The organism is Kitasatospora terrestris (genome assembly GCF_039542905.1).
Classification (GTDB): domain Bacteria; phylum Actinomycetota; class Actinomycetes; order Streptomycetales; family Streptomycetaceae; genus Kitasatospora; species Kitasatospora terrestris.
Genome location: NZ_BAABIS010000001.1, coordinates 6,119,999 through 6,142,992, shown reverse-complemented (window position 1 = coordinate 6,142,992; position 22,994 = coordinate 6,119,999). Strand labels below are relative to the sequence as shown.

The following is a 22,994-nucleotide window of genomic DNA, read 5'->3' as shown; positions in this document are numbered from 1 at the left end:
CATCGCAGCCATCCGGTCCTCGTCATGGGATTCCCCGGACCGACCCAGCGCAGGCGCCCCGAAGCAAGACAACCCGGTCGATTCTACCGACCGATGGCAAACAACCCCGTCAGGGACGCGGCGGTCCGCCGGATCCCGAGGTCGGGCGCCCGCTCCCGGCGCCGGCGGCCGGACGGCCGTCCCCGCCCGGCCGCCGGTCCGTCAGTAGCGCTGCGCGGCGGCCGTGATCGCCTCGCGGATCCGGTGGTAGGTGCCGCACCGGCAGATGTTGCGGATCTCGTCGAGGTCGGACTCGGCGATCTCCCGCCCGGCCTCCCGGGCCTGCCGGACCTTGGCCACGGCGGCCATGATCTGGCCGGGCTGGCAGTAGCCGCACTGGGCGACGTCGTACTCGATCCAGGCCTCCTGCATCGGGTGCAGTTCGCGTCCGACGGTGGCCGGCAGGCCCTCGATGGTGGTGACCGAGTCGTCCGGCGCCAGGTCGCCGACCGGGACGGCGCAGGGGGTGAAGGCCCGTCCGTTCAGGTGGCTGGTGCAGGACTGGCAGACGCCCACCCCGCAGCCGTACTTGGGGCCGGTGACGCCGAGTACGTCGCGCAGCACCCAGAGCAGGCGGACGTCGTCCTCGATGTCCACGGTGACCCGGTCGCCGTTGAGGATGAAGGTGTGCTGGGGCACGGACTGGCTCCTAACAGGTGCGGCTGCTAATACGCGCGGCTGCGGCCGTCGGTGGGCGACTGCGGGATCGGCGGCACGGCGGGCACCGGTTCGAAGCCGAGCGGCCCGTCGTGGTTGATCGGGAAGGTGGTCGGCATGGTGCCGGTGGCCCGGCCGTACGCGCAGGCGACCGCCGCCATCGCGCCGGCGACCGCCAACTCGCCCGCCCCGCCCGGGACTCCGGTGGTGGTCGGCATCACCACGATCTCCAGCTCCGGCGGGGTGTTCCACTGCCGGGTGTAGTAGTACTGGTCCCAACTGCCTTCCAGGAAGCGGCCGTCCTTCAGGTGCAGGCTGGAACTGAGGGCCACCGCGATGCCGTCCATGATGCCGCCCATCATCTGCGCCTCCAGCCCGCGCGGGTTGACCGCGAGTCCGACGTCCACGGCGCACACCACCTTGGTCACCCGCGGCCCGGTGTACGCGTGCGGGACGCTCCGCCCGACGGTCTGCGGCCGGCAGTCGATCTCGGCGAGCACGGCGACGAACGAGTGGTACTCGGGGTGGACGGCGAGCCCCTGCGCCGTCCCGGCGGGCATCGCGCGGCCCCACCGGCCGAGCTCCGCGACCTTGTCGAGCACCGCCCTGGCCCGCTCCTCCTTGAGGAACCGCCGCCGGAAGGCGTACGGGTCCCGGCCCGTCCCCCTGGCCAGCTGGTCGACCACCAGCTCCTGCGCGCAGCGCACGTTCGGCGAGTAGATGTTGCGCATCGAGCCGGTGTTGAAGCCGTGGTCGACCTCGCTGAGCAGCTGGGTGGTGACCCCGAAGTGGTACGGGCTCTGGGTGGTGAGCGCGAACATGGTCTCGGAGAAGCCCAGGTCCGCGACGGGCAGCTCGGCGGCCATCGCGGTGAGCATCTCGCCGAGCCCGTGGCCGAAGTCGGTGGCGACCGAGGTGTGCCGCTGCTCGTACGTCAGCACCTCGCCCAGCGAGTACGTCGCCCGGACCCGGGAGGTGGCCATCGGGTGGACCCGGCCCTGGCGGAAGTCGTCGGTGCGGTGCCACATCAGCCGGACCGCCTTGCCCATCGCCCGGGAGACCTCGGCGGCTTCCAGCGCCGCGTCGTGGAAGAGCTTGCGGCCGAACGAGCCGCCGCCCTCGACCACGTGCACGGTGACCGCTCCGACCGGCAGGCCCAGGCGCGCCGCGATCTCCTCCTGGGCGGCGATCGGCGCCTTCAGCGAGGCCCAGACCTCCGCCCGGTCGGGCCGGACGTCCGCCACCGCGCAGTTGGTCTCCAGGGCCGCGTTGCTGGCGAAGTGGAAGGTGAAGCGGGCATCCACGGCCTTGGTGAGCAGCGGCAGCGGCGGCACCACCAGCGGCAGTTCGGCGGCCCGCAGCTCCTGCAGCACGTCCGCCTCGCTCACGCCCTCCGCGGTGCCCGGCCCCCAGTCCACGCTCAGCGCGCGGACGGCGTCGACGCACTGGCCGAAGGTCCGGGCGCGCACCGCGACCCCGGTGCGCACCGTCACCACGTCGGTGACCCCCGGCATCGCCCGGACCTCGGCGAGGTTGCGGACCGACCGCACGGTGCCGTTGATCGTCGGCGGGCGGCAGACCATCGTGGGCAGCGCGCCCGGCACCCGCACGTCCATCGCGAACTGCTTGCGGCCGGTGACCGCGGCCAGCGCGTCGACCCGGGTCCGGCCGGTGCCGATCACCTCGAACCGGGAGGCGTCCTTGAGCTCCACCGCGACCCGCGCGGTCACCGCGCTGCCCGCCCGGACCGCCAGCTCGCCGTAGCCGACGCTGCGGCCGTCCGGCGCGAGGACCGCGCCGGCCCTGGCGACCAGCCCGGCGAGCGGGGCGCCGAGCAGTTCCGCGGCCGCCGCGAGCAGCCGGCCGCGGGCCACCGCGGCGGCCACCCGGACCGGCGTGTACGTGGAGGCGGTGGTGGTGGAGCCGCCGGTCAGCTGGTTGAACAGCAGCTCGGGCCGGGCGTCGGCGAGGGTGACGCGGACCCGCTCCAGCGGCAGCTCCAGCTCCTCGGCGATCAGCATCGCGGTGGAGGTGGTGATGCCCTGGCCGACCTCGGCGCGGGGCAGGGCGAAGGAGGCCGTGCCGTCCTCGTGGAGCTGCACGGTGATCAGGCCGGAGGTGGGCAGCGCCGCGTCGGTGACCAGGTCGGTCAGGTCGTACAGCTCGGCCGGCCCGGGCAGCGAGGGCACCGCGGCCGCGGCCGGGCCCGCCTCCCCGAGCTGGGCCGCCACGGTCAGCGTCGACGCGGCCAGCACGTACCCCAGGAACCGCCGCCGCCCCAGCTCCCCGCCCCGGCCGTCCATCGCCCCACACCCCTCCGCCACGGGGACGCACCGACCGGCGTCCGCGCCGGAGGGGATCCTGTCAGGCACACCCCCTCCGGCGCACCCCCGCGGTCAGGCGTCCCGGGTCAGCCGACGTGGACGCGGGGGCGGCGGGTGCGGTCGGGCTCGGCCTCGCGGAGCACCTCGCGGGTGACCGGCGCGACCTCGCCCTGCCCGAACAGGAAGAACCGCAGGAACTGCGCGAAGGGGTTGCCCTCGGTCCACTCGAAGTAGATGTGCGGCTGCTGCCCGGTGCGGTCGCGGACGTGCAGCAGCAGCGCGGCGAGTGCGTTCGGCACGCTGGAGTGCTCCAGGGTCAGCACCCGGTACCGGTCGTGCAGCACCTCGCCGCGGACCCGCAGCTCCGCCTCGAAGTCGGACGGGTCGAGCACCGTCACCTCGACGAAGACCAGGTCGTCCTCGGCCGGCAGGTCGTTGTCGGTGCGGATCTGGTGCGCCTTGTCGCGGTACTCGGAGAGGTCGCGGCTGTTCGGCTCGTTGGCGATCAGCCGGATGGTGCGGTGCGCGGTGTCCCGGACGAAGCGGTCGGCGACCCCGTCCAGGACCACGTCGGTGACGCGGAGCTCGAAGGCCCGGGCGAGCCGGGAGGCGATCGAGACCAGGATGATGGCGGCGATGAAGCAGGCTCCGATCTTCACGCCGTCCGGCCGCTCGGCGATGTTGGCCGCCGTGGTGTAGACGAAGACCGCGGCGATCACCGCGAAGCCGACGGTCCAGCGGCGCTGCCGGGCGGCGTGCGCGGCGATGGTCACCGCGATCGCCGCCGAGGTGATCAGCACCAGGACGCCGGTGGCGTAGGCGCCGCCCTGGGCGTCGACGCTGGCGTCGAAGATCCAGGTGACCAGGAAGGCGATGGCGGTGAGCACCAGGACCATCGGGCGCACGGCCCGCGCCCAGTGCGGGGCCATGCCGTACCGGGGCAGGTAGCGCGGCATCAGGTTGAGCAGTCCGGCCATCGCCGAGGCGCCGGCGAACCACAGGATCAGGATGGTCGACAGGTCGTAGACGGAGCCGAACGCACCGCCCAGGTACTCGTGCGCCAGGTACGCGAGCGCCCGTCCGTTGGCCGCGCCGCCCGGCTCGAAGGCGGACTCGGGGATGAGCAGGGTGGTGATGAAGCTGGTGGTGATCAGGGCGACGCTCATGATCAGCGCTGCGGTGGTGAGCAGCTTGCGGGCGCCGCGGATCCGCCCGGTCGGCTTCTCCTCGGTGTCGTCCCGGTCGCCCTCGATGTGCGGCATCACCGCGACCCCGGTCTCGAAGCCGGACAGGCCGAGCGCCAGCTTGGGGAAGACCACCAGGGCGACGCCGATCATGGCGAGCGGGCTGCTGTGCTCGGCGGAGAGCGCGTCCGTCCAGTCGCCGATCAGGCCCGGATCGGTCAGCACGTGCCACAGCCCGACCGCGATCACCACCACGTTCAGCGCCAGGTAGACCGCGACCAGGCCGACCGCCAGGCCGATCGCCTCGCCGAAGCCCTTCAGGAACACCGCGCCGAGCAGCGAGATCAGCAGCAGGGTGATCAGCACCTGCTTGCCGTCGAGCGCGCTGCTCAGGTGCGGGTTCTCCACCAGGTGGGCGGTGGCGTCGGCGGCGGACAGCGTGATGGTGATCAGGAAGTCGGTGGCCGCGAAGCCCAGCAGGGCCAGCACGAACAGCTTGCCCTTCCAGAACGACAGCAGCCGCTCCAGCATGGCGATCGACCCTTCGCCGTGCGGGCTCTCCTGGGCCACCCGCCGGTACACCGGCAGCGCGCCGAACAGGGTCACCATCACCAGCACGACGGTCGCCACCGGCGACAGCGCCCCGGCCGCGAGGGCGGCGATGCCCGGCTGGTAGCCGAGCGTGGAGAAGTAGTCCAGGCCGGTCAGGCACATGACCTTCCACCAGCGCTGCCCCTTGTGCTCGGGCGGCGTCTGGGCGTGCGGTCCTGGGTGCTGCTTGGCCATGTCGGACAGGCCCTCCAGCAGCCACGCGCGGAACCGGCTGCGCGCCGAACCCCCCTCGACCGGTGCGGCGGCGACCACATGTCCTCCCGTCGGCTCCGCCGCCCCGTCGGGCGGGCGGCGGGGTCAGACTATGCGACCGCCTGACCGGAGATCAGTCGCCACGCGCCGCAGGTCAGGACGGCACCCGGAAGCGCTGCGCGCCGTTGCCCGGCGTGCAGGCCTGGAGGACGGGCTGGCGCCCGGCGCCGTTGTCGGTCAGGCAGTACTGCCCCTGGAAGTCCTTGATGTAGTACGTGCCGCCGCCGGCGTCGGCGAGCCGCCAGGAGGTGGTGTTCGGGAACGTGGTGCCGAGCACGACCGGCGGCGCCGAGCCGTCGAAGGTGGCCTGGAAGGCGAGTGCCGGCGAACCCAGGTTGCACACCCGGAACCCGTCGAAGGACCCGAACTCCCGCACCCAGCCGTACTGGCTCCGACCGCCCATCAGCACCGGGGTGTTGTCGGTGAGGCTGTCGGTGGCCGGCCCGAGCTTGCGGCCCGAGCCGACGTTGACGATGTCGCCCCAGTGGTCGCCGCCGCAGTTGGCGGGCCGGGTCGGCCCGGGTGCGGGCGTGGACGGCGCGGGCTGCGCGGTCCGCGTCGGGGTGCTCCCGCCGCCCCCGGCTGCCGCGCCGCCGCCCCCGGCCGCCGCACCGGAGCCCGAGCCCGAGCCCGAACCGGCACCCGAGCCGGAGCCGGTACCCGTACCGGCACCCGCCCCCGCGCCCGTACCCGCGCCGACGCCTCCGGCCGCGGCACCGCCCGCCTCCGCACCCGGCTGCGTCCCGCCCGCCGCCGCGCCGGACGCCGCGCCCGGCGGCACGTCCCCGGCCGCGGAGGGTGCGGCCGAGCCGCCGGGCGCCGTGGACCCCGCCGCGGCACCGGAGCCGGAGCCGCCACCCGGAGTGAGGGGCGCGCTCGCCGTGCCCTGCCGGCCGCCCTGGTCGGTACGGAACGGCGCGGCCTCCACCATCCACACGGTGCCCGCGCCGACCGAGATCACCACCGGCACCACCAGCGGCACCAGGATCCCGCGCCGCCGGGGCCGCCCGCCGCCGGCCTGCGTCGCCGCCTCCACCACCGGCGCCGGGCCCGCGGGCGCGGCCGGCGCGGGCGCGGCAGGCTCCGGCTCCACAGCGGGCACCGGCTCCACGGCGGGCACCGGCTCCACGACCGTCCGACCGGCGGCCGCGGCCCGCGCGGCGGCGGCCATCGCCGCGGCGTCCGGGTGCCGCTCCTCCGGCTCCTTCCGCAGCGCCCGGGCGACGAACGCGCGGACCGCCGGCGGGAAGCCCTCCGGCAGCTCCGGCGCGGGCTCCCGGATGTGCTTGAGCACCACCTCCAGGACCGCTTCGCCGGTGAACGGCGGCTCTCCGGTGAGCAGTTCGTAGCAGACCGCGCCGAGCGAGTAGAGGTCGCTCGCGGGCGTCACCGCCCGGCCCTCGGCCTGCTCGGGCGCCACGTACAGGGCGGTGCCGAGCACCGCGTGGGTGGCGGTGATCTTCGTCCCGCCCTCGGCGCGGGCGATGCCGAAGTCCGTGACGGTGATCCGCCCGTCCCGGCGCAGCATCAGGTTGGAGGGCTTGATGTCGCGGTGCACCACGTCCTTGCCGTGCGCCTCGTGCAGCGCCTCGGCTGCCTGGGCGACCAGGTCGAGGGCCTGCTCGACGGGCAGTGGGCCACGCGCGGCCAGCACCTCGTGCAGCGGCTCGCCCTCGACCAGCTCCATCACGATGTACGCGGCCGGACCGCTGCCGGGTCCGGTCTCGCTCTCGCCGTAGTCGTGGACGTCGACCACGCCGGGGTGGCTCAGCCCGGCGACGATCCGCGCCTCACGGCGGAAGCGCCGGGCGAAGCGCTCGTCGTCCAGCAGGGCGGGGAGCAGGATCTTCACCGCGACCCGGCGTTCCAGCACCCCGTCCTCGGCCTGCCAGACGTCGCCCATCGCGCCGCCGCCGATCCGCTCGACGAGCGTGTAGCGCCCGCCCAGCACGGTGCCCCGACCCCACATGCCAGCCCCCGTTGTCATGTCCCACTGAAGATCCGTCAGCTCGCGGTCAGTCTGCCAGAGCCGCCCGGGTACACCAACGGCCGCCCCGGCGGGCGGGATCGGACCGGTCGCAGCATGATCGCGGCGTGGGGTCCGACCGAGAGGAGCACACCGTGAACGACGACGTGGCGGCGCTGGACGGCGAGACCGGCACTCCCCAGGAGTGGTTCTTCTGCCTGGACCACCACCGGGTGGAGCGCGACTACCAGTGCCCGGTCACCTCCCTGCTGGGACCGTTCCCGAGCGCCGAGGTGGCCGGGCACGCCCTGCAGCGGGCCGAGCACAACAACGCGGTCTGGCGGTCCGATCAGGACTGAGGCCGCGCCCGTCGCCCCGGCCGGTCCGGGGCCGGCACTCCCGTACGCTCGCCTCCATGAACGATCGGCCGGCCCTGGACCTGAACCTGCTGCGCACGTTCCTCGCCGTCCACCGCTCCGGCTCCTTCACCGCCGCCGCCCAGCAGCTCGGCCTCTCCCAGTCCACCGTCACCGCGCAGGTCCGGGCCCTGGAGGAGCGACTGGGCGGCCCGCTCTTCGAGCGCCGGGCCCGCGGCGCCGCCCCGCTGCCGCACGCCGACGCCCTCGCCGTCCGCGTCGCCGGCCCGCTGGACGCGCTCGCCGGCACGATCGGCGGATCCCCGGACGCCGGGCCGGAGCCGGTCCGCCTCGCCGGGCCCGCCGAGTTCCTCGGGACGGTGCTGCTCCCCGCGCTCGCCCCGCTGGTCGCCGACGGCGTCCGGATCGAGGTCGCCACCGGCCTGACCGACCCGCTGCTGACCGCGCTGCGCGCCGGCCGGCACGACCTGGTCGTCGCCACCCAGCGCCCGCGCGGCCGCACCCTGTACGCCGAACCGCTCGCCGACGAGGAGTTCGTCCTGGTCGCCGCCCCCGTCTGGGCGGACCGGCTGGCCGGCCGCGAGCTGCCCGGCGCGCTCGACCGCGTCCCGCCGGTCGGGTACGCCGCGGACCTGCCCATCCTGCGCCGCTACTGGCGGCACGTGTTCGACCGCCGGCTGCAGACGGCGGCCGCGCTCACCGTGCCCGACCTGCGCGGCGTGCTGGCCGCGGTGGCCGCCGGCGCCGGCTGGACGGTCCTGCCGTCCTACCTGTGCCGGGCCGAACTCGCCTCCGGCGCCCTGCGGGTGCTCCACCACCCCGAGGACCCGCCGATCAACACCGCCTACCTGGTGCAGCACCCCACCGGCTCCGCCAACCCGCACACCGCCCTGGTCCGCGAGCGGCTGCTGGCCGCCGCCCGCGCGCAGTGACCGCACCGCCCCCGGAGGACCGCTTGCACCCCGAACCGCCGCTCTTCCTGCTCGGCCGGCTCGGCCCGTACTTCACCGTGCGCGCCGGCGACGCGCCGCCGCCCGGCTTCCGGCCGCTGCGCGAGCTGTACGCACCCGGACCCGGCACCCCGCTCGCCGCCAAGTTCGCTGCCGCCGCACGGCAGTTGGGCACCAGGGAGGCACGGGTCGCCGTCTCGGTGGTGCACCTCGGCCTCGCCGCCCGGCTCTGGTCGGTCGCCCTCGGCCACGCCGCACTCACCGGGGCCGTGCCCGAACTCGGCCCGGACCTGGCCCACTTCCACCTGCCGCCGACCGGACCGCTCGACCTCTGGCTGCCACCCGCGCCCGGCGCCCCGGCGCCGGACCCCGCCGAGGAGCTGCACCGCGCCGTCACCACCGCCAACCTCGGCCCGCTCTCCGACGCCGTCCGCTCCCACGCCCCGCTGGCGACCCGCCTGCTCGACGGCAACAGCGCCTCCGCGCTGGCCGGCGCCGCCCGGATGATCACCGCCGACCCCGTCCTGCGGCAGGCCGGCGCCGCCCGCGCCGCCGACTCCCTGGTCCGCTCCCTGCTGGAGCGCCCGCCGCTGCTCGGCACCGGCACCCTCGCCCCCGGCGGTCCACCGCGCTTCCGGCGCACCTCCTGCTGCCTGTACTACCGCGTCACCGGCGGCGGCATCTGCGGCGACTGCGTCTTCGACCGGGCGCCGGCCCGCAATCCTCAACCACATGGTTGAACGTCTGCCGCGGGGCACGTATCGTCAACCACATGGTTGAAGGTGCTCCGGCGCTGGACGCGGTCTTCCACGCCCTCGCGCACGACGCGCGACGGGACATGCTGCGCCGGCTCGCGGCCGGCGAGCTCACCGTGGGAGAACTCGCCGCGCCGCTGCAGATGTCCCTCGCGGCGGCGTCGAAGCACGTGAAGGTGCTCGAACAGGCCGGGCTCGTGCGACGGACCGTCACCGGCCGCCGCCACCTGTGCCGCCTGCGGCCCGGCCCGCTCTCCGACGCGGCCGCGTGGCTGCGCTTCGCCGAGCGCTTCTGGGACGAGCGCCTCGACTCCCTGCAGGACGTTCTGGAGCAAGCGACCGCTCTCGACGAGGAGGCCCAGCATGCCGTCCGCCACCGTTCCCTTCCCGACGATCAGGCGTGAGCGCACGCTCGCCGCGCCGCCGCACGCCGTCTACCGGGCCTGGCTCGATCCGCAGCTCGTCCGCCGGTGGCTGGCCCCGGGCGGGCCGGCACCGGTCCGGGCCGAGATCGACGAGCGGGTCGGCGGCCGCTACCGGGTCCATCAGCCCCGGCCGGACGTGCCGGTCGACGGCTTCGAGGCCGAACTGCTGGAGCTGGTGCCGGACGAGCGGATCGTCCTGCGCTGGGGCTTCACCGGCTCCGGCCGCGAGGAGGGGCCGCACTTCGACTCACTGCTGACGGTCACCCTGCACCCGGCTCCCGGCGGCGGCACCCGCTTGGTCCTGCTGCACGAGCACCTGGGGGCCCTCGCCGAGGCCCTGCCCGAGGCCGCCTCGCAGGCGGCCGGCGGCTGGGACGCCCTGCTCGACCGCCTGGCCGCGGCGGTGGCGGCGTGAACCCCGGCGTGGACTCCGCCGTGAACCCCGGCGCGAACCCCGACCTGCGGCCGGCCACCTCGGCGCTGGCGGAGCTCGTCCGCGGCGTCCGGGACGAGCAGCTCGGCCTGCCGACGCCCTGCGGCGGGCTGACCGTCGGCGAACTGCTCGACCACATCGACGGCCTGTGCGTCGCGTTCGCCGCCGCGGGCACCAAGACGCAGCACCCGGACGGCGGCCGGGCCCGGGTGCCGGACGCGTCCCGGCTCGGCACCGACTGGCGGGAGCGGCTGCCGCGGCGGCTGGACGCACTCGCCGAGGCCTGGCACCCCGCGGCCGCCTGGGAGGGCAGCACCCGGATCGGCGGCGGCGAGATGCCGGCCGCGGCGGCCGGCGCCTCCGCCGTGGACGAGGTCGTGGTGCACGGCTGGGAGCTCGCCGTCGCGACCGGCCGGCACTACCCGGGCGAGGACCCGGCCCTGGCCGGGGCGGTGGCCGCGGCCCTCGGCTGGGTCCACGCGGTGGTCGACCGGCAACCGGACGGCATCCCGGGCCTGTTCGGCCCGCCGGTGCCCACCTCCGACGACGCCTCGCCGTTCACCCGGTTGCTCGCCCTGACCGGCCGTTCCCCGGCCTGGCAGCCGGTCGACGCCGCGGGCTGATCCCCTCGGCCGCCTACTCCTGGTCGTCCCGGGGCGGCGCGGGCCTGGTGTGGAGGACCTCGCGGGCCTGCTCCGCGGCGCGGGCGATGCTCTCCGAGATGAAGTCGACGAAACGGGCGATGTTCTCCAGCCGCTCGGCGGCCGGCGTCTCCGGGCCGAGGACGGCGACGCCCTGCCGGGCGGTGGCGACGAGTTCGGCGGTGGAGCGGGCGGTGGCCATGGTGGAGCGGTACCAGACGTCGTCGTCGACGATGTACCGCTCCCGGCGCCGCTCGTCGCGCTCCCGCCGGACCAGCCCCTGGCCGTCGAGGAAGGCGACCGCCTTGGAGACCGACGCCGGGCTGACCTGGAGGCGCTGGGCGAGCTCGGAGGCGCCGAGGCTGCCGGTGTCGCTGGTGTAGAGCGCGACCAGGATCCGGGCGGGCATCTTGGACATGCCCGAACCCATCAGCACCGTGGTGAACACCTCCTCGTACGCGCGCACCGCCTCGGAGTCGCGCCCGTACGGCTGCGCGGGCGCCTTGGGGCCGCGTGCGGCCGCGGGCCGGCGGCGGTGGGCCCGCTGCTCGGTGGCGCGGTGGGCGAGGTCGGCACGGTAGCCGTTGGGGCCGCCGTTGCGCATCACCTCGCGGGTGACCGTCGAGGTGGGCCGGTCGAGCCGCCGGGCGATCTCCGCGTAGGCGAGGCCGTCGGCCAGGCCCAGCGCGATCTGCTGGCGTTCCGGCTGGGTGAGTCTGCCTCCCGGCATCGCGGTCTCCTTCATGGTCCGTGGTGGCGGCCAGCATAGCGTTCACTCTCTTTCCATTGCAACGCACGCCTGGCCTGACGTTGCGTTGTTTCCAGCCCCATTGCAACAATTTCACCACTTTAACCTGCATCGATGCCTAAATATCGCAACGAATTCGTTGCCAGTTCCCTGATCGCAACGTAGCGTTTCCAGCATCAGAAACGCCGCTCCGCAGAGACGGGACCCAGAGATGCAGACCTTCGCCACCACCGCCCCGATCACCACCGTCATCGACCTGCCGGCCGGCCGGATCCGCCTCGTGGCGGACGACCGCGCCGACGCCACCGTCGAGGTCCGGCCCGCCGACGCCGCGAAGGGCCGCGACGTCACCGCCGCCGAGCGGACCTCGGTCGACTACGCCGGCGGCGTGCTGCGGATCGCCGCCGCCCCGGCCCGGCACCGGCTCGTGGGCCCCATCGGCAGCGTCGAGATCACCGTCCGGCTGCCGGCCGGCTCGCACGTCGAGGCGAAGGTCTCCGACGCCGACGTGCGCGGCACCGGCCGGCTCGGCGACGTCACCCTGACCGCCGACCGCGCCGCGGTCGAGCTCGCCGAGACCGCGGCCGCCCACCTCACCGTGCTGGCCGGCGACATCACCGTCGGCCGGCTCGGCGGCCCGGCCGGGATCAGCACCGACCACGGCGACATCGGCGTGGCCAAGGCGGTGCACGGCGCGGTCGTGCTGCGCACCCGGTCCGGCGACGTGACGGTGGGCGCCGCCCGCGGCGTCTCCGCCGTCCTCGACGCCGGCACCGGCCACGGCCGGATCGGCAACGCCCTCCGCAACGACGGCACTCCCGGCCTCACCATCAGCGCCACCACCGGCCACGGCGACATCACCGCCCGCAGCCTCTGAGCCGGCGGCGCCCCCGCCTCCCCCACCACTCCCGAAAGGCAGCCACCCCCATGAACACCTCCATGAGCACCGCGCACTCCCCCTGGTCCGGCACGGTCGCGATCGAGGACACCGCCCTCGCGGTCACCGACACCGGCGGCACCGGCCGCCCGGTGGTCTACCTCAACGGCTCGTACGCCGACCAGTCGCACTGGCGCCGGGTGATCGCCGAACTCGGCGACGGCTTCCGGCACATCAGCTACGACGAGCGCGCCCGCGGCAGGTCCCGGACCTCCTCGGACTACTCCTTCGAGGCCTGCCTGCGCGACCTCGACGCGGTGCTCACCGCGCGGGGCGTGGAACGGCCGATCCTGATCGGCTGGTCCTACGGCGCGGCCCTGGCGATCCACTGGGCCGCACGGCACCCGGACCGGGTCGCCGGGGTGGTCTCCGTCGACGGCGCCCTCCCGCACGAGTGGCTGACCGAGGAGACCAAGGTGCAGATCCGCAGGCTGTTCCGCCGGCTCAGCCCGCTCTTCCCGGTCGCCCGCCGGATCGGCATGGCCGCGCGGATGAGCGCCGCGCAGCACGCCGAGATCAACATCGAGATCAACGAGCTGCTCGCACCGGCCGCCATCGACCCGGTCTTCGACCGGGTGAGCACACCGGTCCGGTACGTGCTCGCCACCGGCGGCAACCTCGGCGGCGAGGCCGGGCTGATGGAGTCGATCCGCGCCAACATCGAACCGGTGCTGGCCCGTCGGCCCAACATCCGGGTCTCCGCCAAGGTCCCCAGCAACCACTCGAAGATCCTGCGCAAGGACTTCCGGGCGCTGGCCGAGGCGGTCCGCGAGGTCGCCGCCGTCCGGGAGCTCCCGCTCGGCTGACCCCCGTGGCGAACGGCACCGCCGTCCGCCACGGGGTCCTACTCCCGCACGGTGTCCGCCAGTTGCCGGGCCAGCACCGCCGGTGCCGTCACCAGCGAGGGCCCGTACCAGGTCAGGTGGCGGCCGCCGACCAGGGCCGCCGGCACCCCGGGGAAGGCCTCCGGTCCGTCCGTCGCCGTGAAGCGGTACGGCTCGTCCGGCAGCACCACCAGCTCCGGCCCCGATGCCCGCAGCTCCTCCAGCGGAACGGCCGGGTAGCGCTCCGCGTGGTCCGCGTACAACTGCTCGACGCCGAGCCGGCGCAGCAGGTCCCCGGCGAAGGTGTCGCGGCCCAGCACCATCCACGGCCGCCGCCAGATCGGCACCACCGCCCGGACCGGCTCGCCCGCCGGCCGCGGAAGCCCGGCCCACGCCCGGCGCGCCTCGGCGAGCCAGGGCTGCGCGGGCAGTCCGCACGCGCCGGCCAGCATCCGCTCCAGCGAGTCGAACGCCTCGTCCAGCGTCCGGATCCGGGTCACCCAGACCGGCACCCCGGCGGCCCGGAGCGCGTCGAGTTCGACCGCCCGGTTCTCCTCCTCGTTGGCGACCACCAGGTCCGGCCGCAGCGCGACGATCCGCGCCACGTCCGGGTTCTTGGTGCCGCCGATCCGCGCCACGTCCAGCTCCGCCGGGTGGCTGCACCAGTCGGTGGCGCCGACCAGCAGGCCGGGCGCGCTCTCGGCGATCGCCTCGGTGAGCGAGGGCACCAGGGACACCACCCGGCGCACCGCGCCGAGCCGGACCCCGGCGCCCAGGTCGTCCCGCAGCAACCGCTCCCCGCCGGTGGCGGCGTCGGAGGCGGAGTCGGGGGCGGACGCGCCGTCGGGGGCGGACGCGCCGTCGGGGGCGGACGCGTCGTCGGGGGCGGGTGCGGAACCGGTGGCGGACACGGTCCGACCCTACGCCACCCGCACCGCCGACCCATCGGCCGTCCGATACCACCCATCGGCCCGCGCATTGGCGGGCCCGCGGGTACCCGGCCTACGGTCGAGGACGTACCCGTACCGACCGCGCACCAGACGAGCGGAGCAGCACCCGATGTCAAAGATCCTTTTCGTGATGACCGGCGCCGACCACTGGACCCTGGCCGACGGCACCGAGCACCCGTCCGGCTACTGGGCGGAGGAGGCGGTGACCCCGTACGAGGCGTTCACCGCCGCCGGGCACCAGGTCGTCGTCGCCACCCCGGGCGGGGTGGTCCCGACCGTCGACCGGGGCAGCCTGTCGCCCGAGGCCAACGGCGGACCGGAGGGCGCCGCCCGGATCGAGCGGGCGCTCGCCGCGATGCCCGAGCTGCGGCAGCCGATCGGCCTGGACGAGGTGAAGCTCGACGAGTACGCGGCCGTGTTCTACCCGGGCGGCCACGGCCCGATGGAGGACCTGTCGGCGGACCCGGACTCCGGCCGCCTGCTGGTCGACGCGCTGGCGTCCGGCCGCCCGCTGGGCGTGGTCTGCCACGGTTCGGCCGCGCTGCTCGCGGCGGTCACCGCGGACGGCACCAACGCCTTCGCCGGCTACCGGGCGACCTCGTTCAGCAACACCGAGGAGACGCTGGCCGGCCTCGCCGAGCGGGCGGCGTGGCTGCTGGAGACCCGCCTGGTCGAGGCGGGCGTGGACGTCCGCAACGGCGAGCCGTGGGCCCCGCACGTGGTGGTCGACCGCAACCTGGTCACCGGGCAGAACCCGGCCTCCTCCGCACCGGTCGCGGCCGAGCTGCTCGGCAAGCTGGCCTGACCGCCCGGGACGGCCCGGAGCGGGCGCACACCGCCCGGAACGCACGGATGCCCGGCAACCCCTGGGGGTTGCCGGGCATCCGCCGCGTCCACCGGTCACTGCGGAGGTTCGTCGCGGAACTGCTCCTTGGCCTTGTCCTGAGCCATGTCGACCTGGCCGCTGTACTGGCCGCCGGTCCTCTCGTCGGCCATGTCACCGGCCTTGTCCACGGCCTTGTCGGCCTGGTCCTCGTGGCCCTTGAGCATCTGCTTGAGCTTGTCCATCATCGACATCCTGGTGCCTCCTCGGCGGTGACCCCCGCTCCCACCTTCACCGCAGGAGCAGGGGTCCGCCCAGGTAGTACGCCATCCGTGTGACGGACGCCGGGCCCGGGGGCCGGGTCAGACCGCCGGGGCCGGGAAAGTCGGGTACTCGACGCCGGAGACGTGCTGGACGACCCGGACCACCTGGCAGGAGTAGCCGAACTCGTTGTCGTACCACAGGTAGAGGATGGCGTTGTCGCCCTCCACCTTCAGCGCACCGGCGTCCACGATCGAGGCGTGCCGCGAGCCGATGAAGTCGCTGGAGACCGCGTCCGGCGCCGTGGTGAAGTCGATCTGGCGCTTCAGCGGCGAGGTCAGCGAGATGTTCCGCAGGTACTCCAGGACGTCCTCGCGGTCCGTCTCGGTGGCCAGCTGCAGGTTCAGGATCGCGATCGAGACGTCCGGCACGGGGACGCGGATCGAGCTGCCGGTGATCTTCGCCTTGAGCTCCGGCAGGGCCTTGGCGACGGCCGAGGCGGCACCGGTCTCGGTGATCACCATGTTCATCGGCGCGGAACGGCCGCGACGGTCGGCCTTGTGGAAGTTGTCCAGCAGGTTCTGGTCGTTGGTGAACGAGTGGACGGTCTCCACGTGGCCGCGGAGCACGCCGTACTTGTCCGCCATCGCCTTCAGCGGCGGGACGATCGCGTTGGTGGTGCAGGACGCGCAGGAGATGATCTGCTCGTCCGGCTTCACGGTGTCGTGGTTGACGCCGTGCACGATGTTCGGGACGTCGCCCTTGCCCGGGGCGGTCAGCACGACCTTGGCGATGCCGGGGCGCAGGTGCTTGGACAGGCCCTCGCGGTCGCGCCAGCGGCCGGTGTTGTCGATCAGGATCGCGTCCTTGATCCCGTACGCGGTGTAGTCCACCTCGGACGGGTCGTTGGAGTAGATCACCTGGATCTCGTTGCCGTTCGCGACGATCTTGTTGTTGGCCTCGTCCACCGTGATGGAGCCCGAGAACTGGCCGTGGATCGAGTCGCGGCGCAGCAGCGAGGCGCGCTTCACCAGGTCGTCGCCACCGCTGTTGCGGACCACGATCGCGCGCAGCCGCAGGCCGTTGCCGCCGCCGGCCTTCTCGACCAGCAGGCGGGCCAGCAGGCGGCCGATCCGGCCGAAGCCGTACAGCACGACGTCGCGGCCCTCGCGGCGCTCCAGCTTGTTGTCACCCAGCGCACCCGCCACCGCCTGCGCGGTGAACTCCTCCACCGACAGACCGCGGTCGTCGGACTTGTACATCGCGGCGAGCATGCCGATGTCGATCTGGGAGGGGCCGAGGTCCAGCGTGGTGAGCGCGCTCAGGAACGGCAGCGTCTCGGTGACCGACAGCTCCTCGCCGTCGATCTGGCGGGCGAATCGGTGAGTCTTCAGGATGCTGATCACCGACTTGTTCACCAGGGAACGGCTGTGGACCAGGACGTTCACGTCCCGCTCCCGGTGCAGTCGCCCAATGATCGGGATCATCGACTCCGCGATCTCCTCGCGGTTGATCCAGTCCGTGAACACGTCGTCGTTGACAGTCACAAGTCCATCTTTCGAGCTAGAGGAGGGTGGGGCCATGTTAACGTTCGAGCCTTTTCCGCTGACCAGCGGCCTACGTCACACTCCACCCCGTCCGCCCGGCCGGCCCGCGGGGCCACTCCTCGGCTACCGGCAACTTCCCGGCCGCTGAGCTCGGTTGACGGGCCGTGGACGGGGTCCCCGGCCCGGCCCGGCGGGGGTGCCGACGTGGCCGAATTCACAGCAAGGCTGCGGACCCCGCGGTCACCGAGCGTGCCGGGCCCGGCGCCCGCCGGTGGAAATGTCCACTCCCGGTCACTCCCGGCCGCTCCGTCGCCGCTCCGGCCGCTCCCGGACCGGCGACGGACGGTTGCCGACGCCCGCGGCGCCCGCGGGCCGGACCGTCGGGATCCCGGCCATCCGGACGGACCGCGGACCGACCCTCCACAGGCGCCATTGTTAACGCTAACAATTAGTCCGTCAACCCCCTCCGCAGGCGCCGCCTGTGAGACCTAACGGTGATCCCGACAACCCTTGACGGGGTTTCTGTGAGCGTTAACACTCGTGAAACGCCGAGGCCGCGCGCCGATCGCGGCACATCACTGGAGGAACTGTGCGCAAGCTTTCGATGGCCCTCGCCGCTGCGGGCCTCACGCTGTCCCTGGCCGCCTGCGGCCAGAGCGCCAACGGCGTCGGGGACGGCGCCTCGGGCGCGGCCAAGGGAGACGCCAAGGGCGGGCTGGTGGGCATCGCGATGCCCACCAAGTCGTCGGAGCGGTGGATCAACGACGGCAACAACATGGTCAAGGAGTTCCAGGCCAAGGGGTACAAGACCGACCTGCAGTACGGCGACAACGTGGTGGAGAACCAGGTCGCCCAGCTCGAGAACATGATCACCAAGGGTGCGAAGCTCCTGGTGGTCGCCGCCATCGACGGCTCCTCGCTGACCAACGTGCTGCAGAAGGCGGCCGACGCCCACATCCCGGTGATCTCCTACGACCGGCTGATCCGCGGCACCAAGAACGTCGACTACTACGCGACCTTCGACAACTACAAGGTCGGTGTCCTCCAGGGCACCTACATCGCCGACAAGCTGGGCCTGAAGGACGGCAAGGGCCCGTTCAACGTCGAGCTGTTCGCCGGCTCGCCGGACGACAACAACGCGAACTTCTTCTTCAACGGTGCGATGAGCGTGCTCAAGCCGTACATCGACGAGAAGAAGGTGGTCGTGCAGTCCGGCCAGACCGCCTTCAACCAGGTCGCCACGCTGCGCTGGGACGGCGGGGTGGCGCAGTCGCGGATGGACAACCTGCTGAGCAAGTCGTACACCTCGGCCCGGGTCGATGCCGTGCTGTCGCCGTACGACGGCATCTCGATCGGCATCCTGTCCTCGCTCAAGGGCGTCGGCTACGGTACGGCGGGCAAGGCGCTGCCGATCGTCACCGGTCAGGACGCCGAGCTGGCCTCGGTGAAGTCGATCATCGCCGGCGAGCAGACCCAGACCGTCTACAAGGACACCCGCGAACTGGCCAAGGTGGCCGTGCAGATGGGCGACGCGGTGCTCACCGGCGGCAAGCCGGAGGTCAACGACACCACCCAGTACGAGAACGGCGCCAAGACGGTGCCCGCCTACCTGCTGCAGCCGGTCAGCGTCGACAAGGAGAACTACTCGAAGGTGCTGGTGGACAGCGGCCAGTACAGCGCGGACCAGCTCAAGTAACGGACCGAAGCGGTGCGGTGGGCGGGTCGGCGAGCCGCCCCGCCCACCGCACCCCCAGAGATACGGATGGCGCAACCATGGCCGGACCGGTCCTCGAGATGCGTTCGATCAGCAAGTCATTCCCGGGCGTCAAGGCGCTCTCCGACGTCAACCTCAGCGTAGCCGCCGGCGAGGTGCACGCCATCTGCGGTGAGAACGGCGCCGGCAAGTCCACCCTGATGAAGGTGGTCAGCGGCGTCTACCCGCACGGCAGCTACGAGGGCGAGATCCTCTTCGAGGACGAGCCCTGCCGGTTCAAGGACATCCGCGCCAGCGAGCAGCGCGGCATCGTCATCATCCACCAGGAGCTCGCCCTGGTGCCGTACCTGTCGATCGCCGAGAACATCTTCCTCGGCAACGAGCACGCCAAGCGCGGCGTGATCAGCTGGAACCGCACCCTCACCCACGCCAAGGAGCTGCTGGAGCGGGTCGGCCTGCACGACAGCCCGCAGACCCGGATCGCCGACATCGGCGTGGGCAAGCAGCAGCTCGTCGAGATCGCCAAGGCCCTGGCGAAGGAGGTGAAGCTGCTGATCCTGGACGAGCCGACCGCCGCGCTGAACGACGAGGACAGCCGCAAGCTGCTCGACCTGATCCTGGAGCTCAAGGCGCAGGGCATCTCCTGCATCATCATCTCGCACAAGCTGAACGAGATCGCCCGGGTCGCCGACTCGGTGACCATCCTGCGCGACGGCCGGACCATCGAGACCATCGCGATCGGCGCCGAGGGCATCTCCGAGGACCGGATCATCCGCGGCATGGTCGGCCGCGACCTGGAGCACCGCTACCCCGAGCGGACCCCGCAGATCGGCGAGGTCGCCTTCGCGGTCGAGAACTGGACCGTGCAGCACCCGATCGACCACCAGCGCAAGGTGGTCGACAACGCCTCCCTGAACGTTCGGCGCGGCGAGATCGTCGGCATCGCCGGCCTGATGGGCGCCGGGCGCACCGAGCTCGCGATGAGCGTCTTCGGGCGCTCCTACGGCCGGTACACCGGCGGCCGGGTGCTGCTGGACGGGCGCGAGGTGCGCACCCGCACGGTGCCGGAGGCGATCGCGCACGGCCTCGCGTACGTCACCGAGGACCGCAAGCAGCTCGGGCTCAACCTGAGCGACAACATCAGCCGGAACATCTCGCTGAGCGCGCTCGGCAAGGTGGCCAGGCGCGGCTGGGTGAACCAGCACGAGGAGCGGCGGGTCGCCGAGTCCTACCGGAAGACCATGAACATCAAGGCTCCCTCGGTGTTCGCGGAGACCGGGAAGCTCAGCGGCGGCAACCAGCAGAAGGTCGTCCTCAGCAAGTGGATCTTCGCCGGTCCCGAGGTGCTGATCCTGGACGAGCCGACCCGCGGCATCGACGTCGGCGCCAAGGCGGAGATCTACACGGTGATCGCCGACCTCGCCGAGCAGGGCAAGGCGGTGCTGGTGATCTCCTCCGAGCTGCCGGAACTCCTCGGCCTGTGCGACCGGATCTACACCATGGCCGAGGGCCGGATCACCGGCGAGGTGGACCGCGCCGACGCCACCCAGGAATCCCTGATGCGACTCATGACGATGAGCGCCGTACCCCACGACGAGCAGGTGTAAGGGCATGACCCAGACCGAGACCACCCCGCAGACCCCGCCCGCCGGTGCGTCGGCGCCCGCCCGCCGATCGGTCGGCGAGGTGCTGGGCTCCGCGCTGCGCGGCAACGTCCGCCAGTACGGCATGCTGGTCGCGCTCGCGCTGATCGTGGTGCTGTTCCAGATCTGGACCGACGGCATCCTGCTGCAGCCGCTGAACATCACCAACCTGATCCAGCAGAACGGCTACATCCTGATCCTGGCCATCGGCATGATGATCGTCATCATCGCCGGGCACATCGACCTCTCGGTCGGTTCGCTGGCGGCGTTCGTCGGCGCGGCGGCCGCCGTGATGATGGTCAAGCACCAGGTGCCGTGGCCGGTCGCGCTGGTCGCCGCGCTGCTGATCGGTGCGGCGGCGGGTGCCTGGCAGGGCTTCTGGATCGCCTACATCGGCATCCCGTCGTTCATCGTGACGCTGGCCGGCATGCTGCTGTTCCGCGGCGGCACCCAGATCCTGCTGCAGGGCCAGTCGGTGGCACCGTTCCCGACCGGCTTCCAGAAGATCAGCAGCGGCTTCCTGCCGGAGGTCGGACCGCAGACCAACTACCACAACCTGACCCTGCTGCTCGGCCTCGCAGTGCTCGCGATCTCCGTCCTGCAGGAGGTGCGCGGACGGCGCCAGGCCGCCTCGCACGGCCTGGAGGTGCTGCCCGTCGGCCTGTTCGCGGCCAAGCTGGTCGCGATCGCGGCGGCGGTGCTGGTGTTCACGCTGCTGCTGGCCAGCTACCACGGTGTGCCGATCGTGCTGCTGATCCTCGGCGCGCTGCTGGTCGGCTTCGGTTACGTGATGCGCAACTCCATCCTCGGCCGCCACACCTACGCGATCGGCGGCAACGAGGCGGCGGCCAAGCTGTCCGGTGTGAAGAGCAAGCGGGTGGTCTTCCTCGCCTTCGTCAACATGGGCGTGCTGGCCGCGCTGGCCGGCCTGGTCTTCGCCGCGCGGTTGAACGCCGGCACCCCGCAGGCGGGCATCAACTTCGAACTGGAGGCCATCGCCGCGGCGTTCATCGGCGGCGCCTCCGCGACCGGCGGCGTCGGCACGGTGCTCGGCGCGATCATCGGCGGCCTGGTGCTCGGCGTGCTCAACAACGGCATGTCGATCGTCGGCGTCGGCACCGACTACCAGCAGGTGATCAAGGGCCTGGTGCTGCTCGCGGCGGTCGGCTTCGACGTCTACAACAAGCGCAAGGTCGGTTCCTGACCCGCTGACCGCGCGGGAGGCCCCCGTCTACGGACGGGGGCCTCCGGCGTAGCCGGACCTGTGGTCGCGACGAGGACGGCCCGGTGGAACCGCTCCACCGGGCCGTCCGTACTTCTACTGCGGCAGTCGGACCACGTCGTAGCTGCTCTGCCGCAGATGGCGGTCGGGGAAGTCGACCGGAACGGGCACCTCGGTGCCGCCGTGCGCGAGGGTGCCGGCCCGGCCGCACGGGGGCGGCCGGGCCGGGGGTGGGGGCTCGGGGGTGGGGGGTCGGGGGTGGGGGTCGTCACTGCCGGTAGAAAGTGGCGTCCTGCTGGGCGAGCGCGGTGGTGACCGGCTGGGTGTACAGCAGGTACTCGTAGTGCCGCAGGTACTGGCCGGGGCTGCTGTACGCCTCGTAGCTCACCCCGGCGGCATCCGCGAGGCCCGACCGCTGGTAGAAGCTGGCGCTGTCCTTGAAGGCGGTGGTGCCGTCGTTCTTCTCCACCCACACCTCGCCGTTCCTGCTGTGCAGGTAGTAGCCGGGGAAGTTGGCGGACTCCAGCGAGACGGTGCCGCTGCCGGACAGGCCGGTGACGGTCCGGAACTGGGAGTCGGCGAGGTTGGCGACGTCGGGCTCCAGCTTCGCCCGGTAGTCCCAGTGCCGGACGAAGTACGTCGGGTAGTTGTACGAGGACAGCCGGATCGGAGTGGCGCCGTCGGCCACCGGGATGCCGAAGTTGGGCGTGCCGTCGGCGTTCCAGTACACCTTCTGCACCCGGGTGCGGCGGTTCGGGTCGTTCAGCGGGTCGCCGGTGATGTCCTTGTACGAGCGGTCGTGGTAGACCATGATGTCGCTCTTGCCGTCCTCGGAGACGGTGAACTGGTTGTGCCCCGGCCCGTACTGCGAGGTGGCCGCGTTGCCGGCGAACACCGGCGAGGTGCTCTTCGTCCACGCCGCCGGGTCGAGCAGGTCCGCGGTGGCCGAGGCGGTCAGCATGCCCAGGCAGTAGTTGCTGTCGGTGGCCGACGCCGAGTAGGTCAGGAAGACCTTGCCGCCGTGCTGGATCAGCGCCGGGCCCTCGTTGACCTTGTAGCCGACCGTCTCCCAGCCGTACGTGGGCACGGTCAGCCGCACCGGGGTGCCGGAGATGGTCCAGGGGTTGCTCAGCTTGGCGATGTAGACGTTGGAGTTGGTGGCGATCGCCGGGTCCTTCTGCGCCCAGCTGAGGTAACGCACGCCGTTGACCGTGAAGGTGGTGGCGTCCAGGGAGAAGGAGTCCATCGGGGTGGCGATCCGCCCCTTCTCCGTCCAGCCGCCGGTCAGCGGGTTGGCGGAGGAGGACTCCAGCACGTACATCCGGATCTTCCACTGGTCGGCGGAGTCGCCGGCCGCGAAGTAGACGTACCACTTGCCGCCGATGTAGTGGATCTCCGGCGCCCAGACGTGGTTGGCCATCGCGCCGCTGGCGTGCTTGGTCCAGATCACCGTCTCGGGGGCACCGGCCAGGCCCTGGATGGTGGTGGCACGGCGCAGGACGATCCGGTCGTACTCGGGGACGGTGGCGGTGAAGTAGTAGTAGCCGTCGGTGTGCTTGTAGATCTGGGCGTCCGCCCGCTGGTTGATCAGCGGGTTGCTGTAGCCGACCGCGGGCGAGGCGGGAACGGCGGCCTGCGCGGCGGGAGCGGGCAGCAGCGGGGCGGCGAGGACGGCGGCCGCAGCGGCGAGCGGGAGTGTGCGCTTCATCG

Annotated in this window: 21 protein-coding genes; 12 read left to right on the top strand and 9 right to left on the bottom strand. The window is 72.9% G+C overall.

The genetic code is table 11. The features are described from left to right. Positions 1-201: 201 nt before the first annotated feature. From ABEB06_RS28175 to ABEB06_RS28160, 4 genes are all read right to left on the bottom strand, one after another. Positions 202-678 (bottom strand): (2Fe-2S)-binding protein, encoded by a 477-nt coding sequence (locus tag ABEB06_RS28175; protein ID WP_345699694.1) that lies wholly within the window; start codon positions 676-678, stop codon positions 202-204. 26 nt (positions 679-704) lie between these two features. Then, positions 705-2,999, bottom strand: a complete 2,295-nt coding sequence (locus tag ABEB06_RS28170; RefSeq protein WP_345699693.1) for a molybdopterin cofactor-binding domain-containing protein — start codon at positions 2,997-2,999, stop codon at positions 705-707. Between the two features lie 107 nt (positions 3,000-3,106). After that, on the bottom strand, positions 3,107-5,068 hold the full coding sequence (locus ABEB06_RS28165) for an APC family permease (RefSeq protein WP_345699692.1): 1,962 nt from the start codon (positions 5,066-5,068) through the stop codon (positions 3,107-3,109). A gap of 94 nt (positions 5,069-5,162) precedes the next feature. Beyond that, the gene (locus tag ABEB06_RS28160) at positions 5,163-7,055 is read right to left on the bottom strand and encodes a serine/threonine protein kinase (protein ID WP_345699691.1); all 1,893 of its coding nucleotides are present in this window, start codon (positions 7,053-7,055) and stop codon (positions 5,163-5,165) included. Positions 7,056-7,189: 134 nt separating this feature from the next. On the opposite strand from ABEB06_RS28160, the gene ABEB06_RS28155 reads away from it, so the two are divergent. The 6 genes from ABEB06_RS28155 to ABEB06_RS28130 are packed head-to-tail and all read left to right on the top strand — an operon-like array spanning position 7,190 to position 10,597. Next, complete coding sequence (locus tag ABEB06_RS28155) at positions 7,190-7,393, top strand: hypothetical protein (protein WP_345699690.1); 204 nt, start codon at positions 7,190-7,192, stop codon at positions 7,391-7,393. Positions 7,394-7,449: 56 nt separating this feature from the next. Continuing rightward, entirely contained in the window at positions 7,450-8,343 is an 894-nt protein-coding gene (locus tag ABEB06_RS28150) for a LysR family transcriptional regulator (protein WP_345699689.1), read from the top strand. A gap of 23 nt (positions 8,344-8,366) precedes the next feature. Beyond that, on the top strand, positions 8,367-9,101 hold the full coding sequence (locus tag ABEB06_RS28145) for a (2Fe-2S)-binding protein (RefSeq protein WP_345699688.1): 735 nt from the start codon (positions 8,367-8,369) through the stop codon (positions 9,099-9,101). A 32-nt stretch (positions 9,102-9,133) separates the two neighbouring features. Then, the gene (locus ABEB06_RS28140; protein ID WP_345699687.1) at positions 9,134-9,520 is read left to right on the top strand and encodes an ArsR/SmtB family transcription factor; all 387 of its coding nucleotides are present in this window, start codon (positions 9,134-9,136) and stop codon (positions 9,518-9,520) included. Beyond that, positions 9,480-9,956: an SRPBCC family protein gene (locus ABEB06_RS28135; protein ID WP_345699686.1), complete on the top strand. Its 477-nt coding sequence runs from the start codon at positions 9,480-9,482 to the stop codon at positions 9,954-9,956. Before ABEB06_RS28140 ends, ABEB06_RS28135 begins: the two co-directional genes overlap by 41 nt. Beyond that, the gene (locus tag ABEB06_RS28130) at positions 9,953-10,597 is read left to right on the top strand and encodes a TIGR03086 family metal-binding protein (RefSeq protein WP_345699685.1); all 645 of its coding nucleotides are present in this window, start codon (positions 9,953-9,955) and stop codon (positions 10,595-10,597) included. The genes ABEB06_RS28135 and ABEB06_RS28130 overlap by 4 nt, the downstream gene beginning before the upstream one ends. 13 nt (positions 10,598-10,610) lie before the next feature. On the opposite strand, the gene ABEB06_RS28125 is transcribed toward ABEB06_RS28130, so the two are convergent. Then, entirely contained in the window at positions 10,611-11,345 is a 735-nt protein-coding gene (locus tag ABEB06_RS28125) for a GbsR/MarR family transcriptional regulator (protein WP_345699684.1), read from the bottom strand. Positions 11,346-11,574: 229 nt separating this feature from the next. Between ABEB06_RS28125 and ABEB06_RS28120 the strand changes: the two genes are divergently transcribed. Then, a complete protein-coding gene (locus tag ABEB06_RS28120) occupies positions 11,575-12,240 on the top strand; it encodes a DUF4097 family beta strand repeat-containing protein (protein WP_345699683.1) in 666 nt (221 codons plus the stop codon). A gap of 62 nt (positions 12,241-12,302) precedes the next feature. Beyond that, positions 12,303-13,106 carry an alpha/beta hydrolase gene (locus ABEB06_RS28115; RefSeq protein ID WP_345699682.1) on the top strand — a complete coding sequence of 268 codons (804 nt, stop codon included), beginning with the start codon at positions 12,303-12,305 and terminating at the stop codon, positions 13,104-13,106. Between the two features lie 38 nt (positions 13,107-13,144). Here ABEB06_RS28115 and ABEB06_RS28110 read toward each other — a convergent pair whose 3' ends face one another. Continuing rightward, positions 13,145-13,912 carry a helical backbone metal receptor gene (locus ABEB06_RS28110; RefSeq protein WP_345702016.1) on the bottom strand — a complete coding sequence of 256 codons (768 nt, stop codon included), beginning with the start codon at positions 13,910-13,912 and terminating at the stop codon, positions 13,145-13,147. 271 nt (positions 13,913-14,183) lie between these two features. Between ABEB06_RS28110 and ABEB06_RS28105 the strand changes: the two genes are divergently transcribed. After that, positions 14,184-14,879 (top strand): type 1 glutamine amidotransferase domain-containing protein, encoded by a 696-nt coding sequence (locus tag ABEB06_RS28105; protein WP_345699681.1) that lies wholly within the window; start codon positions 14,184-14,186, stop codon positions 14,877-14,879. Positions 14,880-14,974: 95 nt separating this feature from the next. Here the strand turns inward: ABEB06_RS28105 and ABEB06_RS28100 are convergent, their stop codons facing one another. Continuing rightward, positions 14,975-15,151 (bottom strand): antitoxin, encoded by a 177-nt coding sequence (locus tag ABEB06_RS28100; RefSeq protein WP_345699680.1) that lies wholly within the window; start codon positions 15,149-15,151, stop codon positions 14,975-14,977. A 108-nt stretch (positions 15,152-15,259) separates the two neighbouring features. Then, the gene (locus ABEB06_RS28095) at positions 15,260-16,705 is read right to left on the bottom strand and encodes a glyceraldehyde-3-phosphate dehydrogenase (RefSeq protein WP_345699679.1); all 1,446 of its coding nucleotides are present in this window, start codon (positions 16,703-16,705) and stop codon (positions 15,260-15,262) included. A gap of 604 nt (positions 16,706-17,309) precedes the next feature. On the opposite strand from ABEB06_RS28095, the gene chvE reads away from it, so the two are divergent. The 3 genes from chvE to mmsB all read left to right on the top strand — a co-directional run bounded on the left by chvE (position 17,310) and on the right by mmsB (position 21,266). Then, positions 17,310-18,401 (top strand): multiple monosaccharide ABC transporter substrate-binding protein, encoded by a 1,092-nt coding sequence (gene chvE, locus ABEB06_RS28090; protein WP_345702015.1) that lies wholly within the window; start codon positions 17,310-17,312, stop codon positions 18,399-18,401. Between the two features lie 77 nt (positions 18,402-18,478). Beyond that, a complete protein-coding gene (gene mmsA / locus ABEB06_RS28085; protein WP_345699678.1) occupies positions 18,479-20,026 on the top strand; it encodes a multiple monosaccharide ABC transporter ATP-binding protein in 1,548 nt (515 codons plus the stop codon). Positions 20,027-20,030: 4 nt separating this feature from the next. Next, entirely contained in the window at positions 20,031-21,266 is a 1,236-nt protein-coding gene (mmsB, locus tag ABEB06_RS28080) for a multiple monosaccharide ABC transporter permease (protein ID WP_345699677.1), read from the top strand. A 286-nt stretch (positions 21,267-21,552) separates the two neighbouring features. Here the strand turns inward: mmsB and ABEB06_RS28075 are convergent, their stop codons facing one another. Beyond that, positions 21,553-22,992, bottom strand: a complete 1,440-nt coding sequence (locus ABEB06_RS28075) for a family 43 glycosylhydrolase (protein ID WP_345699676.1) — start codon at positions 22,990-22,992, stop codon at positions 21,553-21,555. Positions 22,993-22,994: the final 2 nt, after the last annotated feature.